11 protein-coding genes are annotated in these 15670 nt (G+C 69.9%); 7 read left to right on the forward strand and 4 right to left on the reverse strand.

Annotated features, from left to right (window positions below; genetic code table 11):
• Positions 1 to 45 precede the first annotated feature (45 nt).
• From bcsB to P6166_RS10060, 3 genes are read left to right on the forward strand one after another with little or no spacing between them, the layout of a single operon-like run.
• Positions 46 to 2382: a cellulose biosynthesis cyclic di-GMP-binding regulatory protein BcsB gene (bcsB, locus tag P6166_RS10050; RefSeq protein ID WP_277764329.1), complete on the forward strand. Its 2337-nt coding sequence runs from the start codon at positions 46 to 48 to the stop codon at positions 2380 to 2382.
• A complete protein-coding gene (gene bcsZ / locus P6166_RS10055; protein WP_345781870.1) occupies positions 2379 to 3569 on the forward strand; it encodes a cellulose synthase complex periplasmic endoglucanase BcsZ in 1191 nt (396 codons plus the stop codon). The genes bcsB and bcsZ overlap by 4 nt, the downstream gene beginning before the upstream one ends.
• A complete protein-coding gene (locus P6166_RS10060; RefSeq protein WP_277764330.1) occupies positions 3551 to 8089 on the forward strand; it encodes a cellulose synthase subunit BcsC-related outer membrane protein in 4539 nt (1512 codons plus the stop codon). Before bcsZ ends, P6166_RS10060 begins: the two co-directional genes overlap by 19 nt.
• A gap of 33 nt (positions 8090 to 8122) precedes the next feature.
• On the opposite strand, the gene P6166_RS10065 is transcribed toward P6166_RS10060, so the two are convergent.
• The 4 genes from P6166_RS10065 to ettA all read right to left on the reverse strand — a co-directional run bounded on the left by P6166_RS10065 (position 8123) and on the right by ettA (position 12422).
• Positions 8123 to 8710 carry a mobile mystery protein B gene (locus P6166_RS10065; protein WP_277764331.1) on the reverse strand — a complete coding sequence of 196 codons (588 nt, stop codon included), beginning with the start codon at positions 8708 to 8710 and terminating at the stop codon, positions 8123 to 8125.
• The gene (locus P6166_RS10070; protein ID WP_277764332.1) at positions 8697 to 9200 is read right to left on the reverse strand and encodes a helix-turn-helix domain-containing protein; all 504 of its coding nucleotides are present in this window, start codon (positions 9198 to 9200) and stop codon (positions 8697 to 8699) included. Before P6166_RS10070 ends, P6166_RS10065 begins: the two co-directional genes overlap by 14 nt.
• Before the next feature lie 116 nt (positions 9201 to 9316).
• Complete coding sequence (locus P6166_RS10075) at positions 9317 to 10636, reverse strand: NCS2 family permease (RefSeq protein WP_277764333.1); 1320 nt, start codon at positions 10634 to 10636, stop codon at positions 9317 to 9319.
• A 121-nt stretch (positions 10637 to 10757) separates the two neighbouring features.
• The gene (gene ettA / locus P6166_RS10080; protein WP_277764334.1) at positions 10758 to 12422 is read right to left on the reverse strand and encodes an energy-dependent translational throttle protein EttA; all 1665 of its coding nucleotides are present in this window, start codon (positions 12420 to 12422) and stop codon (positions 10758 to 10760) included.
• A 237-nt stretch (positions 12423 to 12659) separates the two neighbouring features.
• On the opposite strand from ettA, the gene P6166_RS10085 reads away from it, so the two are divergent.
• The 4 genes from P6166_RS10085 (at position 12660) to nrdR (ending at position 15658) form a co-directional block, all read left to right on the forward strand.
• Positions 12660 to 13160 carry an RcnB family protein gene (locus P6166_RS10085; RefSeq protein ID WP_277764335.1) on the forward strand — a complete coding sequence of 167 codons (501 nt, stop codon included), beginning with the start codon at positions 12660 to 12662 and terminating at the stop codon, positions 13158 to 13160.
• 226 nt (positions 13161 to 13386) lie between these two features.
• Positions 13387 to 14640, forward strand: a complete 1254-nt coding sequence (glyA, locus tag P6166_RS10090) for a serine hydroxymethyltransferase (RefSeq protein WP_277764336.1) — start codon at positions 13387 to 13389, stop codon at positions 14638 to 14640.
• Positions 14641 to 14644: 4 nt separating this feature from the next.
• Complete coding sequence (locus P6166_RS10095; RefSeq protein ID WP_277764337.1) at positions 14645 to 15115, forward strand: hypothetical protein; 471 nt, start codon at positions 14645 to 14647, stop codon at positions 15113 to 15115.
• A 9-nt stretch (positions 15116 to 15124) separates the two neighbouring features.
• Positions 15125 to 15658 (forward strand): transcriptional regulator NrdR, encoded by a 534-nt coding sequence (nrdR, locus tag P6166_RS10100; RefSeq protein WP_277764338.1) that lies wholly within the window; start codon positions 15125 to 15127, stop codon positions 15656 to 15658.
• Positions 15659 to 15670 lie beyond the last annotated feature (12 nt).

Raw genomic sequence — 15670 nt, forward strand, 5'->3', positions numbered from 1 at the left:
ATGCCCGCCTCCGTCGTTCCTCCTCCTTTGAACAAGATGATCCCGATGCGACTCGTATCCGCCACCGCCGCCTGCCTGTTGACCGTGGCGGCGGGCCTGGCCTGCGCGCAGCCCGCGCCCACGCCCGCGCCCGCCCAGGACCCCGCCGCGCAGAACGCGCAGGCCGCCCCCGCGGTGGCGGGCCTGCCCGATGCGCTGGCCACGCCGCCGGCTTCGGCGAGCACGCGCACGCAAACCCTGCGCGAGCTGGGCATCGATTACGAGATCACCTTGCGCGGCATCCACGGCAACGCCGGCGTGCCCTTCGGCGTGCGCGCCGACGAGCTGGTCAGCGCTGCGCAGCTGCACCTGCGCTACAGCTACTCGCCTTCGCTGCTGCCGGACCTCTCGCACCTGAAGGTGACGGTCAACGGCGTCACCGTGGCCACGCTGCCCACGCCGCCGGCCGATGCCGGCAAGGCGTTGAGCGCCGATATCCCCATCGACCCGCGCGTGGTCTCGGACTACAACCAGATCAACCTGGAGCTGATCGGCCACTACACCCGCGATTGCGAGGACCCGGATCACACCAGCCTGTGGGCGAACGTGGATGCGGCCAACAGCTCGCTGAGCCTGACCACCACGCCGGTGGCGCTGGCCGACAACCTCGCCATGCTGCCGGTGCCGTTCTTCGACGAGCACGACGTGCGCGCGCTGAGCCTGCCGTTCCATTTCGCCCAGCGGCCGGACCTGGCGACGCTGCAGGCCGCCGGCATCGTGTCCTCGTGGTTCGGCGCGTTGGCCGGCTACCGCGGTGCCAGCTTCCCGGTGTCCACCGGCGCGCTGCCGGCCTCGGGCAACGCGGTGGTGTTCGCCACGCCCGATTCGCTGCCCACCCTGCTGGCCGGCGTGCCCGGTTCGCTGCCGGACATCCACGGGCCGACGGTGGCGGTGATCGCCCACCCCGCCGATCCGAACGCCAAGCTGCTGCTGGTGCTGGGCCGCAACGCCAGCGAGCTGGCCAAGGCCGCCACCGCGCTGGCGCTGCGCGCGCCGCTCACCGGGGCGATCGCGCCGATCGGCGATCTGGCCCAGCCCGAGCCGCGCAAGCCCTATGACGCGCCCAAATGGGTGAGCAGCGAGCGTGCGGTGTACTTCCGCGAACTGGTGGACCGCCCCGAGCGCCTGAACGTCACCGGCTACCACCCGGACCTGATCCGCGTCGGCCTGCAGCTGCCGCCCGATCTGTTCGTGTGGCGCAGCGACGGCATCCCCGTCTCGCTGAAGTACCGCTACACCGTGCCGCAGGCCAACGACCAGTCGGCGCTGAACATCAGCATCAATGACAACTTCGTCACCACGCTGCCGTTGAACGGCCATCCGTATGCCGAATCGTTGCCGCTGCGCTGGTGGCGCGGGCTGGGCGAGCGCGGCGCGATGCCGATCCGCCAGGACCTGGAACTGCCGACCGGCACGTTCTCGGCCAACAGCCAGCTGCGCTTCCACTTCTTCTTCGACCGCCCGCAGGCCGAGGCGTGCAAGAACACGTTCCCGGACGTGTCGGCCGCGATCGATGCCGATTCGAGCATCGACCTGAGCGATTTCCCGCACTACATGGCGATGCCCAACCTGGCCGCGTTCGGTAATGCGGGCTTCCCGTTCACCCGCCTGGCCGACCTGTCCGAATCGGCGATCGTGCTGCCGGACAACCCGGGCGAGGCCGATTACGCCAACGTGCTCAACCTGCTGGGCAAGCTGGGCGCGGCCACCGGCTACCCGACCCTGCGCGTGGCGCTGGCCACGCCGGCCGAGGCCAAGCAGCGCGACGCCGACCGCGACCTGATCGTGCTCGGCTCGCCGGCGACCCAGCCGCTGCTGCGCGAATGGGCGCAGCAGTTGCCGGTGAGCCAGGGCAACAACAGCCGCCGCCTTCGCCTGACCGACTGGTTGCTCGACAAGCTGCCGGGCTTCCTGTCCTTCGACGCGCGCCGCACCGACCTGCCGACGACCGCCGAGGTCAGCATCACCCCGCAGCCGGACGACGTGCTGCTGATGGGCCTGCAATCCCCGCTGGACGGCGACCGCAGCGTGGTCGTGCTGCAGGCCGATGACCCCAGCAACCTCGCGCGCTTGTTCCAGGCCTGGGATGACCCGGTACGCCTGGCCAAGTTCCAGGGCAGCGTGGTGCTGCTGCAGCAGGACAAGGTCACCAGCCTGGCGGGCAACCAGACCTACTACATCGGCCACCTGCCGCTGCCGACCTGGCTGCGCTGGTACTTCTCCAACCATCCGATCTGGCTGGCGGTATCGGTGATCGCGCTGTGCCTGTTGCTGGCGCTGGCCGCGCGCGTGCTGCTGCGCCTGCATTCGGCGATCCGCCTGCGCGAGGGGCGCGGCAAGTGATCCAAGGCGCACCGCCGCATGACCCCGCGCGCCGCCGCTGGCTCGCAGGTACGCTCGCCCTGGCCGCCGGCGCTGTCGCTTCGCGCGTCGGGGCGGTGAGCCTGCCGCCGTGCCCGCCGGCCGCGCCGTGGCCGTACTGGCAGGCCTTCGCCGCCAAGCACGTGCAGCCCGATGGCCGCGTGGTGGATTTCGCCACGCCCGACCAGCGCAGCACCTCCGAAGGGCAGTCCTACGGGCTGTTCTTCGCGCTGGTGAACAACGACCAGCCGCTGTTCGAGCGCATCCTCGGCTGGACGCGCCAGAACCTGATGGACGGGCGCCCTTACGAGCGCTTGCCCGCCTGGCTGTGGGGCCGCGCGCCCGACGGGCAGTGGCGCGTGCTCGATGAGAACAACGCCACCGATTCGGACCTGTGGATCTCCTACTGTCTGCTGGAAGCCGGCCGGTTGTGGGGCCGCGCCGGCTACGTGAGCGCCGGGCTGCGCAAGTTGCAACTGGTGCGCGAGCAGGTGCTGGCGCAGGTGCCGGGCCTGGGCCAGATGCTGCTGCCCGGGCGCGCCGGTTTCCATACCGGTTCGCGCTGGACGTTCAATCCCTCCTACGTGCCGCTGCAACTGTTGCGGCGCTTTGCCTCGGCCGACCCCAAGGGGCCGTGGAAGGCACTGGTCGGCGGCAGCGCGCGGATGATCTCCGGCAGCGCGCCGGTGGGCTTTGCGGCCGACTGGATCGGCTGGGACGGCCGCGCATTCGGCGTGGACCCGGCCAAGGGACCGATCGGCGGCTACGACGCCATCCGCGTCTACCTGTGGGCGGGCATGCTCGACGCCGCCGACCCGCTGCGCGCCAACCTGCTGCGCGACCTCTCCGGCCCGGCGCAGATGCTGAAGGCGCAGGGCACGTTCGCCGAGAAGATCGACGTGGCGCGTGGCGTGGGCACCGGCAGCGCGCCGGTCGGCTTCGCCGCCGCGCTGCTGCCGTACCTCAGTGCGCTCGGCGAGGACGCCCTGCTCAAGACCCAGCAAGCGCGCATCCCCGCCGCCGGACAGGCCGCGGCCAACGCGCTGCCCTACTACGAGCGCAACCTGGTGCTGTTCGGCCAGGGCTGGCTCGAAAACCGTTACCGTTTTGCCGCAGACGGGCGCCTGCTGCCTGCCTGGAGACTGAAACCATGCTCCGCCACAACCTGAAGCCGCTCTACCTCGCCGGCATGATCGAACTGTGCCTGCTGGCCACGCCGGCGCACGCGCAGAACGCGACCCAGCAGCTGGTCAACCAAGGCAACTACTGGCACGACCAGGGTCGCGACGACCTCGCCGCCGATACCTGGCGCAAGCTGTTGAACATCGACCCCAACCAGCCCGATGCGTTGCTGGGCCTGGGCCAGATCGAGTTCGCCCAGGGCAAGGGCGCCGATGCACGCAAGCGTCTGCAGCAACTGCAGGCCGCGCATCCGAACGCGCCGCAGACCCAGCGCCTGCGCCTGGTGCTGGGCGGCAACGCGGCCGCGGCGGGCGCCGACCCGCACCTGGCCAATGCGCGCCGCGCGGCCGCGGCGGGGCGGTACGTGGAGGCGGTGCGCGAGTACGAGTCCAGCTTCGGCGGCAAGGCGCCGCCTTCCAACGTCGCGCTGGAGTACTACCAGTCGCTGGCCGGCACGCCACAGGGTTGGGAGAAGGCGCGCGATGGCCTCACCCGCCTGAAGGCCAGCGAGCCGGACAACACGGGGGTGGCGCTGGCGCTGGCCCAGGTGCTGACCTATCGCGAGCCGACCCGGCGCGAGGGCATTGCCCAGTTGCGCGCGCTGAGCACGCGCTCGGACATCGGCGGCCCGGCCCGCAATGGCTGGCGGCAGGCGCTGCTGTGGCTCAACGCCGGCCAGGGCGATGCCGATCTCTACCAGGCCTGGTTGAGCGCGAACCCGAACGACGCCGAGGTGGCCGCCAAGCTGACCCAGCTGCGCGAGCGCCGGACCGCGGCCACCGCGCAAGACGTCGAGGGCGTGGCGCTGGGCGAGGGTTTCAAGGCGCTCAACGCCGGCAATCTCGCCACGGCCGAGCAGCGTTTTACCCAGGTGCTGCGCGCGCGTCCGCGCGACAGCGAAGCGCTGGGCGGCTTGGGCTCGGTGCGGCTGCGCCAGCAGCGTTTCTCCGAGGCGCAGGAACTGCTGCGCCCGGCCGCGGCAGCGAACGCGAAGTGGAACAGCGCCTACAACAGCGCACGCTATTGGCTGCAACTGCAGCAGGCCGATGCGGCCAGCAAGCGGGGCGATATCGCCCAGGCCACCAGCCTGGTGCAGGCGGCGGTGAAGTTGCAGCCGAACGAGCCGGCCGGCTACGCCGTGCTGGGCAACCTGCAGGCCGGCAGCGACACGCAGGCGGCCGAGGCCAGCTTCCGCAAGGCGCTGTCGTTCGCGCCGGACAACGCCGCCGCGCTGCAAGGCCTGGTCGCGCTGTATAGCCGCCAGGGCCGCATGCAGGAAGCCACCGACCTGTTCAACCGCCTGCCGGCCGCGCAACGGCAACAGGCCGGCGGCGAAGCCATGCTGCGCTCCAACGTGCAGCGCGCCAAGGCGCAGCAGGCGCTGGAAGCCGGCGACGCGGTGACCGCGCAGACCGAGCTGGAAGCGGCGATGGTCGAGCGGCCGGGTGATCCGTGGATTCGCCTGGACCTGGCGCGCCTGTACCTGCAGGCCGGCCGCCCGGACCAGGCGCGCAGCGTGATGGACGGCCTGCTGGCCGTGCACGGCGATACCGCCGAAGCGCAGTACGCCAATGCGCTGTACGCGCAGGAAACCAGCGACTGGGCCACCGCTTACGCGAGCCTGGAGCGTATCCCCGCCGCTGCGCGCACGCCGGAGATGACGCGGCTGCGCAATATCGCCTGGGTGGAGCAGCAGGCGCGCGCCGCGCGCGGGCTGCAGCAGCAGGGCCGTGCCGGCGAGGCGCAGGCGCTGCTCTCGCGCACCGAGGCGGCACTGGGCGACCAGTTCGACGACCCGCAACTGCTGGCCGCGCTGGCGGGCGCGTGGGCCGACAGCGGCAATTCCTCGCGCGCGCTCACCCTGGCGCAGCGCCTGGTCACCACCGGTAACCCGGGCACCGAACAACGCCTGCAATACGCCGGCGTGCTGCTGCGCGCGCACCAGGACGCCGAGCTGTCGGCGGTGCTGCGGCAACTGCACGACACCACGATGACGCCGGAGCAACTGCGCCGCTACCAGTCCTTGCGCAGCGGCTACGTGCTGCGTCAGGTGGATGCGCTGCGCGAGCTGGGCAACCTGGAGGGCGCCTACGACGCGCTGGCGCCGATCCTGGCCCAGCAGCCGCAGGATCCCGACGCCTTGTCCGCGCTGGCCCGCCTGTATGCCAGCGCTGGCGACCAGCGCCAGGCGCTGGTGATCTACCAGCAGATCCTGCAGCGCCGTCCGAACGACCTGGATACGCTCGTGGCGGCCGCCAACAGCGCCGCCGCGCAGCAGGACCTGGACAGCGCCGAGGCCTACCTGCAGCGCGCACTGACGCAAGCGCCGCAATCGCCGGACGTGCTCGCCGCCGCCGGCCGCGTGTATCGCGCGGCCGGCAAGAACCGCAAGGCCGAGCAGTACTTCCGCGCCGCGCTCACCGCGCAGCAGCGCGATGCCGGCCAGCTGGACAACGGCCTGCCCGGCGCGCGCGGCCCGGCTGCCTATGCCTCGGCCGCGCGCCCGCTCAATCCCTTCGCGGGCATGACCGGCCCGATGCGCGGCTCGGCGGCGGTGTTGTCCGACACCACGCCTTACCCGGCTACGTTGCCACCGCCGGCCGCTTACCCGGCCGCCCCGGCCGCGACCTACGCCGCGGCGCCGGCCTATGCGGCCGCCGTGCCTGCACCGGCCTATGTGCCGCCCGCACCCGCCGGCTACGCCGGCGGCGGCGACCTGCCACCGCCCGTCAGTGCATCGAGCGCCTCGCTCGCCACGTTGCCGGTGCCGGGGCAGAGCGCACGCGTGCCGGCACCGGCCTATGCCGCCGGCGTCCTGCCGGCCGGCCGCGGAAGCGAGGCGCGTGCGCAAGCCTTGCCGCCGCGCCGCAGCGGCAACACCGTGCTGGACGAACTGCGCGAAGTGCAGGCCGACAACAGCAGCCAGATCGCCGGCGGCGCGGTGTATCGCGCGCGCGATGGCGAATCCGGCCTGGGCCAGCTGGACGACATCGAAATGCCGGTGCAGGCGGATTTCGCCGTGGGCGACGGGAAGCTGGGCGTCAACCTGACGCCGACGCTGATCGATGCCGGCGCGGTGCCGACCGACTACACCATCGCCAGCCGCTTCGGCGGCGGGCCGGCGGCGGCGATCTCCGACGCGCTGGCCACCGATCCCACGCAGATCGACAACCTCGTCGGCACCACGCTGTACCAGGGCCTGCTGACCACCGGCGACAACGCGGCCACGCGCAACTACCTCTACGAAGCAGCCGTCGCCAACGGCGATTTCCAGACGCTGTACAACGAGGCCGAGGGCGACACCGCCGCCGAGCGTCGCCAAGCCGCGCTCGCGGCGCTGTACGCGCAGCCGCTGTCGCAGTACGTGCTGTCCAACAACCTGTCCACGCTGCCCATCGGCACCATCGCCACGCAGCTGCTCAACGATCCTTCGCTGCGCGCCGATTTGGATGCGGCCAGCCAGGCGCAGCTGCTGGCGCTTTCGCAGAGTGCCGCGGCGACGCAGACGCCGGTGCAGTTCCGCGATGCCCTGTACTCGCTGGCCGCCACCGGCACCGCCTCCCGCCGCCTGAGCCAGGACGACAGCGGCGTGGGCGTGTCGGTGAGCTATCGCAACGGCGGTTTCTCAGCCGATATCGGCAGCACGCCCATCGGCTTCCAGCAGCAGAACATCGTGGGTGGCGTGGGCTGGCGTGGCGAGGCGGGCGACAACCTGACCTACTCGGCACAGGCCTCGCGCCGCGCGGTGAACGACAGCGTGCTGTCCTTCGCCGGCACCGAGGACGTGCGCACCGGTCGCGAATGGGGCGGCGTCACCAGCAACGGCCTGGCGCTCTCGGCCACGCTCGACAACGGCCTGCTCGGCGGTTACGCCAACCTGGCCGCGCACCGGCTCACCGGTCGCAATGTCGCCGACAACGACCATCGCCAGGTGGACCTGGGCTTCTACGTGCATGCGCTGGAGACCGACAACCAGTCGCTCACCGCGGGCATCAACCTGACGGCGATGCAGTACGACAAGAACCTCAGTGGCTTCACCTACGGCCAGGGCGGCTACTTCAGCCCGCAGGATTATTTCGACCTCGGCTTCCCGGTGCACTGGACGGGCCGTTCGGCCAGCCAGAAGGTCAATTGGCGCCTGGATGCCAGCGTGGGCGTGCAGCACTTCCGTACCGACGATTCGCCCTATTTCCCGACCGACCCAAGCTTGCAGCAATCGGCCTACGACGCCGCGTCGCTGGCGGCGATGCTGGGGCTGACCGATCGCTATGTCGCGCCGGTCTACCTGGGCGAGAGCAAGACCGGCGTGTCGTACAACGTCTCCGGTGCCGCCGAATGGCAAGTGGCGCCGCAGTTGTTCCTCGGCGGGCGACTGACGTTCAACAACGCGCGCGACTACAACCAGTTCAACACCAACCTGTACCTGCGCTTCGTGCTGGACCGCCTCGGCGCGGCCCTGGGCAAGACGCCGCAGGTGGTGAGCTCACCTTACGCCAGCGACTACTGAGGATGGGCGAGCCGGCCGGCCCGAGGGGCCGGCTCACCGCCTGACGAAGCTCGCCAGCGGCGCGTAGTGGCCGCGATCGGCCGCGCGGATGGCCTGCAGGTAGCACGCGCGCACCTCGTCGAGCGGCAGCGTACTGCCCCAGGAAAAGTGGCGCAGGCCGAGCTGCGCGAGGTAGTGGTCGGCCATCAGCCGCGAGCAGCGACCGTTGCCGTTGGGAAACGGATGTATCCAGGTGAGGCGGTGATGCAGCCGCCACGCCTGCTCGTCAGCAGGATAGGTGCCATGCAGGCGCCAGGCGGCGCTGTCGTCGAACAGCAGGGCGACCTGCATGCAGATCTGGTGGGGCGCCACGCCGATGTTGCGTTCCGTGCTGCGGTATTGCCCCGCCCATCGCCATACCTGGCCGAACATCGCCCGATGCAGGCCGCGCAGGAACGCCTCGCTGGCCACCGGCGTGCCATGACGGATCGCGGTGGCGGCCCAGCGATACGAGCGATCGATGTTCGCGCTTTCCACCGCATCCAGATCGCCGCGCGTTGCGACCCAGCGCGGAATTAGCCCCTGCGCCTCGTCGGGATCCAGCGGCGTCTGGCCGTCCTCGAGTCCTTCATGTACCGCCATGCTCCGTGTCGTCCGCCTTCCATAGCGCCCGGTCGGGCACGCAACGCTCCGCTTCGCGCAACAGGTCGCGCGTGGTGTACGCCACGGGTGCTTCCTGCGCTTCCAGGCGCATATGTTGGCGAGTGCGGTTCTGTATCGACATCAGGATTTCCACCCTGCGCGTGTCGACCATTTGCTGAAGGCCACGTCGCGGTACCAACGCATAGACGAGGTCGCAATCCAGCGCCGCAGCGGCGCGCTGCAGGGTGTCCAGCTGCACGGTGCCGCGCCGCTCGCTGGCTTCCAGCTTGGCGGCGGAGGCCCGGGTGATGCCCAACCGATGCGCGAAGTCCTGCACGGACATGCCAAGCGCCTCACGGATGGCGGCCACCCAGCCGCCTGCCGGGACGGCGCGGGCGCGGGCGGGCAGGTCGCGCAGAAGTTCGCCGGTTTCGTCCAGGCGCAGGCGGGCGAGGGCGGACAGCGGGGGATCGGATGAAGGGCGGGCCACGGCGGTACTCCTCGAAGCGTGCCGTAGTGTATGCCTATGGGGATGCAATTACATGGAAAATCGTTGCCTATAGGTAGCTATCAGGCGCGGATCAAGATGCCTGCAGGCATCTGTACTCAGTCCAGGGCGTACCGCAGCACGAACAGCGCAGCCACCAGCCACACCGCCGCATGCACCTCGCGCCAGCGCCCGGTGCCGGCCTTGAGCACGGCGTAGGCGATGAACCCGAAGGCCAGGCCGTTGGCGATCGAATAGGTGAAGGGCATCGCCAATGCGCACAGCGCCGCGGGCACCGATTCGGTGAGATCGGCCCAGTGCACATCGACCAGCTCGCGCAGCATCAGCCCGGCCACGAACAGCAGCGCCGGCGCGGTGGCGTAGCCGGGCACCATGGCCGCCAGCGGGGAGAACAACAGCGCGGCCAGGAACAACAGCGCCACCACCAGCGCGGTCAGGCCGGTGCGGCCACCGGCCTGCACGCCCGAAGCGCTCTCCGCGTACGCGGTGGTGCTGCTCGTGCCCAGGAGGGCGCCGGCCACGATCGCCGTGCTGTCGGCCAGCAGCGCGCGGCCGAACCGACGTTGCCCGTCGGGGAGTTGCAGCAGCCCGGCGCGGCCCGTCACGCCATACAGCGTGCCGGTGGCATCGAACACCTCCACCAGCACGAACACCAGCACCACCTGCATCAACACCGCCAGCGGCGCACCGCCGTCATGGTGCAGCAAGCCGGCGAGATTCAGTTGCAGGAAGGTGGGCGCCAGGCTGGGCGGCCACGACACCAGGCCGTGGTACTGGACATCGCCGGCCAGCCAACCGCCGGCGGTAACCGCCAGGATGCCGATCAGGATCGCGCCCCGCACGCCGCGCGCCTCCAGCACGGCGATCAGCAGGAAGCCGGCCAGTGCGAGCAGTGGCGGCGCGCTGTGCAGCGGCCCCAATGCCACCAGCGTGTCGGCGTTGCCGACGATCACGCCGGACTTCTGCAGCGCGATGATGGCCAGGAACAAGCCGATGCCCGCCACGATCGCCGCACGCAACGAGGGCGGGATGCCCGCCACCAGCCACGCACGCACGCCGGTGAGCGAAAGCAGCATGAACACCAGGCCGGAGATGAACACCGCCGCGAGCGCCTGCTGCCACGGCAGGCCGGCCGCGCCCACCACGGTGAAGGCGAAGAAGGCGTTCAGGCCCATGCCCGGCGCCATGCCGACCGGGAAGTTGGCCGCCAGCGCCATGATCGTCGAACCCAGCGCCGCGGCCAGGCAGGTCGCCACGAACACCGCGCCCGGGTCCATGCCCGTGGTGCCGAGGATGTCCGGGTTGACGAAGACGATGTAGGACATCGTCAGGAACGTCGTCAGGCCGGCCAGCAGTTCGGTGCGCACCGAGGTGGCGTGCTGGCGGAGGCGGAAAAGGCGCTCGAGGAGATCGGACATGGAAGGTTCCCGTGGCGGCGCGCGCAGTGTAGGGCAGGCTCGCGTGCGGGGCTGCGAATTTCCCGACGCGGAAAAAACGAAGGGCGCCGCGAGGCGCCCTTCGTCCACACGCTGGAGGCGCTTACTTCAGCGCCTTGAAGCGCAGGCGGTGCGGGCCGGCGTCATCGCCCAGGCGGCGCTTCTTGTCCTCTTCGTACTCGCGGTAGTTGCCCTGGAAGAACTCCACGTGCGAATCGCCCTCGAAGGCGAGGATGTGCGTGGCGATGCGGTCCAGGAACCAGCGGTCGTGCGAGATGACGAAGGTGTTGCCCGGGAACTCCAGCAGCGCATCTTCCAGCGCGCGCAGGGTTTCGATGTCCAGGTCGTTGGACGGTTCGTCGAGCAGCAGCACGTTGCCGCCCTGCAGCAGGGTCTTGGCCATGTGCAGGCGGCCGCGCTCACCACCGGAAAGCGAGCCGACCATCTTCTGCTGGTCCTGGCCCTTGAAGTTGAAGCGGCCGATGTACGCGCGCGACTGGATCTCCACGCCGTTGATGTTGAGGATGTCCAGGCCGCCGGAAATCTCCTGGAACACGTTGTGGTTGCCTTCCAGCTTGTCGCGGCTCTGGTCGACGTAGGAGAGCTTGACGGTGGGGCCGATGACGATCTCGCCCGAGTCCGGCTTCTCCTGCCCGGTGATCATCTTGAACAGCGTCGACTTGCCGGCGCCGTTCGGGCCGATGATGCCCACGATGGCGCCCGGCGGGATGATCATCGAGAGGTTGTCGATCAGCAGGCGGTCGCCGAACTTCTTCGACACGTTCTTGAACTCCATCACCGAGTTGCCCAGGCGCTCGCCCGGCGGGATGAAGATTTCATTGGTCTCGTTGCGCTTCTGGTAATCCACCGACTGCAGTTCTTCCAGCCGCGCCAGGCGCGCCTTGCCCTTGGAGCGGCCGCCCTTGGCGTTCTGCCGCGACCATTCCAGTTCCTTCTGGATCGCCTTCTGGCGCGCCTTTTCCTGGTTCTCTTCCTGCTTCAGGCGCTCGTCCTTCTGCACCAGCCACTGGGTGTAGTTGCCCTTCCACGGAATGCCGCGGCCGCGGTCCAGCTCCAGGATCCACTCGGCGGCGTTGTCCAGGAAGTAGCGATCGTGCGTCACCGCCACCACGGTGCCGGTGTAGCGGGCGAGGAACTGTTCCAGCCACTCCACCGACTCGGCGTCGAGGTGGTTGGTCGGTTCGTCGAGCAGCAGCATGTCCGGCTTCTGCAGCAGCAGGCGGCACAGCGCCACGCGGCGCTTCTCGCCGCCGGACAGGTTGGCGATCTTGGCCTCCCACGGCGGCAGGCGCAGCGCGTCGGCGGCCACATCGAGCTGGTTCTCCAGCGTGTGCGCGTCACCGGCGGCGAGGATCGCCTCCAGTCGCTCCTGCTCCTTGGCCAGCGCGTCGAAGTCGGCGCCTTCCTCGGCGTAGGCGGCATACACCGCCTCCAGCGCGGCCTGGGCCTGCAGCACCTCGCCCACGCCTTCCTCGACCGCTTCGCGCACGGTCTTTTCCGGGTCCAGCTGGGGCTCCTGCGCCAGGTAGCCGACCTTGATGCCCGGCTGCGGGCGCGCCTCGCCTTCGAAATCGGTGTCCACGCCGGCCATGATCTTCAGCACGGTGGACTTGCCGGCGCCGTTGAGGCCGAGCAGGCCGATCTTCGCGCCGGGGAAGAACGACAAGGAGATGTCCTTGATGATCTGGCGCTTCGGCGGCACGACCTTGCTGACGCCGTTCATGGTGTAGATGTATTGCGAGGACATGCGGTCTCCGTGGTGTTCCTGGCGCGCGCCCGGCCGGTCCGGCTGTGCGGACAGGCGGGGCAGGGAATGGGATGGCTTCAAGTATAGCGGCAACGCCCGCGCGCCCTTCCGAGGGGCCCCACGCGTGCTGGCCTACCGACAATTAAATGGGGACGGACGTAACCGATTCCAGCCAATGCCTGTTCATCTTGGCGGGCCAAATATGTCAGCAACACCTAGCACAGCCACGGAGCTGCCATGAATACGATTCGTCTTACTGCCTTGGCGTTGACATCCCTGCTGGCACTGGGCGCCGTGGCGCCGTCGGCGATGGCCGACGACCATGGCCGTGACCGCGACCACCGCGGCTGGGACGACCGGGGCCATGGTCGTGGCCACGACGACCGCGGGCGTGATCGCCGCTACGACGACCGCCGCGATTACCGCGAGCGCCGCGAGGCCTACCACGACGGTTACCGCGATGGTCGCCGCGACTACCGCGGCCCGGCCGTGGTCTACCGCCCGGCGCCGCGCCCGGCGTACTACCGCCCGGCCCCGCCGCCGCGCTACTACGGCTGGGCGCCGGGCCACCGCTACCGCGATTACTACGGCGGCCCGATCTACGTGGTGAACGACTACAACCGCTATCACCTGCGTCGCCCGCCGTATGGCTACCACTGGGTGCGCGATGACGTGGGCAACATGCTGATGGTGGCCGTGGCCACCGGCATCATCGCCGACCTGGTGTTGCACAACTGAGCTGCCCGCCCCGCAACACCCCCGACCGGCCGCCTCGTGCGGCCGGTTTCTTTTGTGCCGGTGCGCCCGCTCGTCGCAGGCCACGCGCGCTCACGCAGGCGTTCGCTCGCCCGGCACCGCCTGGCGGGCAGGCCCCTGCCGGCGCGAATTGGTGGGCCGGACCGGCGCCGCCTATAATTTCGGCCCCCGACCGCCCTTGGCCGCCCCGGCAGCCCCTGGAGACCCGATGTTCCCGCGCGATGCCCGTATCGAAAACTACGATCCCGAACTGGCCCAGGCCATGGCCGCCGAAGCGGCGCGCCAGGAGGATCACGTCGAGCTGATCGCCAGCGAGAACTACGCCAGCCCGCGCGTCATGGAAGCCCAGGGCAGCGTGCTGACCAACAAGTACGCCGAAGGCTACCCGGGCAAGCGCTACTACGGCGGCTGCGAATTCGTGGACATCGCCGAGCAGCTGGCGATCGACCGCCTCAAGCAGCTGTTCGGCGCCGATTACGCCAACGTGCAGCCGCACAGCGGCTCGCAGGCCAACCAGGCCGTCTACTTCGCGCTGCTCAACCCGGGCGACACCATCCTGGGCATGTCGCTGGCCCATGGCGGCCACCTGACCCACGGCGCCAAGGTCAACGCCTCCGGCAAGCTGTTCAACGCGGTGCAGTATGGGGTCAACGACCAGGGCCTGATCGACTACGACGAGGTCGAGCGCCTGGCCGTGGAGCACAAGCCGAAGATGGTCGTGGCCGGCTTCTCGGCCTACTCGCAGAAGATCGACTGGGCCCGCTTCCGCGCCATCGCCGACAAGGTCGGCGCGCTGTTCTTCGTGGACATGGCGCATGTCGCCGGGCTGGTGGCCGCCGGCGTGTACCCGAACCCGCTGCCGCACGCCCACGTCGTTACCTCCACCACGCACAAGACCCTGCGCGGCCCGCGCGGCGGCATCATCCTGGCCCAGGGCGCCGACGAGGACCTGGTCAAGAAGCTGCAGTCGATCGTGTTCCCGGGCATCCAGGGCGGCCCGCTGATGCACGTCATCGCCGCCAAGGCCGTCGCCTTCAAGGAAGCGCTGGAGCCGGAGTTCAAGGCCTACCAGGAGCAGGTCGTCAAGAACGCCCAGGCGATGGCGAAGACGCTGATCGCGCGCGGCTACAAGATCGTCTCCGGCGGCACCGAGAACCACCTGATGCTGGTCGACATGATCGGCAAGGACGTCTCGGGCAAGGACGCAGAAGCGGCGCTGGGCAAGGCGCACATCACGGTCAACAAGAACTCGGTGCCCAACGACCCGCGCTCGCCGTTCGTGACCTCCGGCCTGCGCCTGGGCACCCCGGCGATCACCACCCGCGGCTACCAGGAGGCCGACGCGGCCGAGCTGGCCGGCTGGATCGCCGACGTGCTCGACGCGCCGGCCGACGAGGCGGTCATCGCCCGGGTGCGCGAGGCCGTCACCGCGCAGTGCAAGCGCTTCCCGGTCTACGGATGATGTGATGGCCAAGGCATTCCGCATGTTCTACGCGCTGCTGGCGCTGGGCATCGGAATGCCGACGCTGCTGCTGGCGGCCGCCGCGCTGCCGGTGGGCATCACGCTCGGCCCGGTGATGCTGGCCGTGGCGCTGGGCAAGCTGTTCACCGGCCAGCTGGACGGCGAGGCGTGGTTCGTCGGGGGCTACGTCTGCGGGGCCTACGCCGGCATGGTCGCGTGGGTGGCGCTCTCGGTGCCCTACCTGCGCGGCCGGCGTGCCGCCTTCCACGCCACCCGCCCGTGGCTCTGGTGGCTGCTGGCCGCCGGCGCCGTCGCCGCGGCGATGCTGTGGTGGGCCGCCCCATACAAGACCTGGTCGCTGCTGTTCGCCGGCCCCGGCATGCTGCTGCCGATGCTCCAGCTCGCGCTGGCGCGCCTGCTGGACCGGCCCGTCGCGCCCCCGCCGTTGGCGTGCCCAGCCGGCTATTCGATCTAGAATCCCCCGATGCACTGTCCCTTCTGCCAGCACCATGACACCCGCGTGATCGATTCGCGCGTGTCCGAAGACGGCGCCACCATCCGCCGGCGCCGCGAATGCGAGGCCTGCGGCGAGCGTTTCAGCACGCTGGAGACCATCGAGCTGAAGATGCCGGTGGTGATCAAGAGCACCGGCAACCGCGAAGCCTTCGACGCGCGCAAGCTGCGCACCAGCTTCGACCGCGCGCTGCAGAAGCGCCCGGTGTCCGAAGAGGAGATCGAGGCGGCCGTGCGCGCGGTGGTGCACCAGCTGCGCATGTGTGGCGAGCGCGAAGTGCCTTCGATCCGCATCGGCGAATTCGTGATGGCCGAACTGCGCAAGCTCGACCACGTGGGCTACGTGCGCTTTGCCTCGGTCTACCGCAGCTTCGAGGACGTGGCCGATTTCCGCGAGGAAATCGAGAAACTCGAACGCGAGCTGCCGGTGGGCAGCGAACAGCTGCCGCTGCTGGAGATGGAGCGCGTGGCCGGCCGCGTGCCGGAGAAGCCGGGCAAGCGTTGAGCCTGGCCGCAC

This window comes from Stenotrophomonas sp. HITSZ_GD, assembly GCF_029543105.1.
Taxonomy (GTDB): Bacteria; Pseudomonadota; Gammaproteobacteria; order Xanthomonadales; family Xanthomonadaceae; genus Stenotrophomonas_A.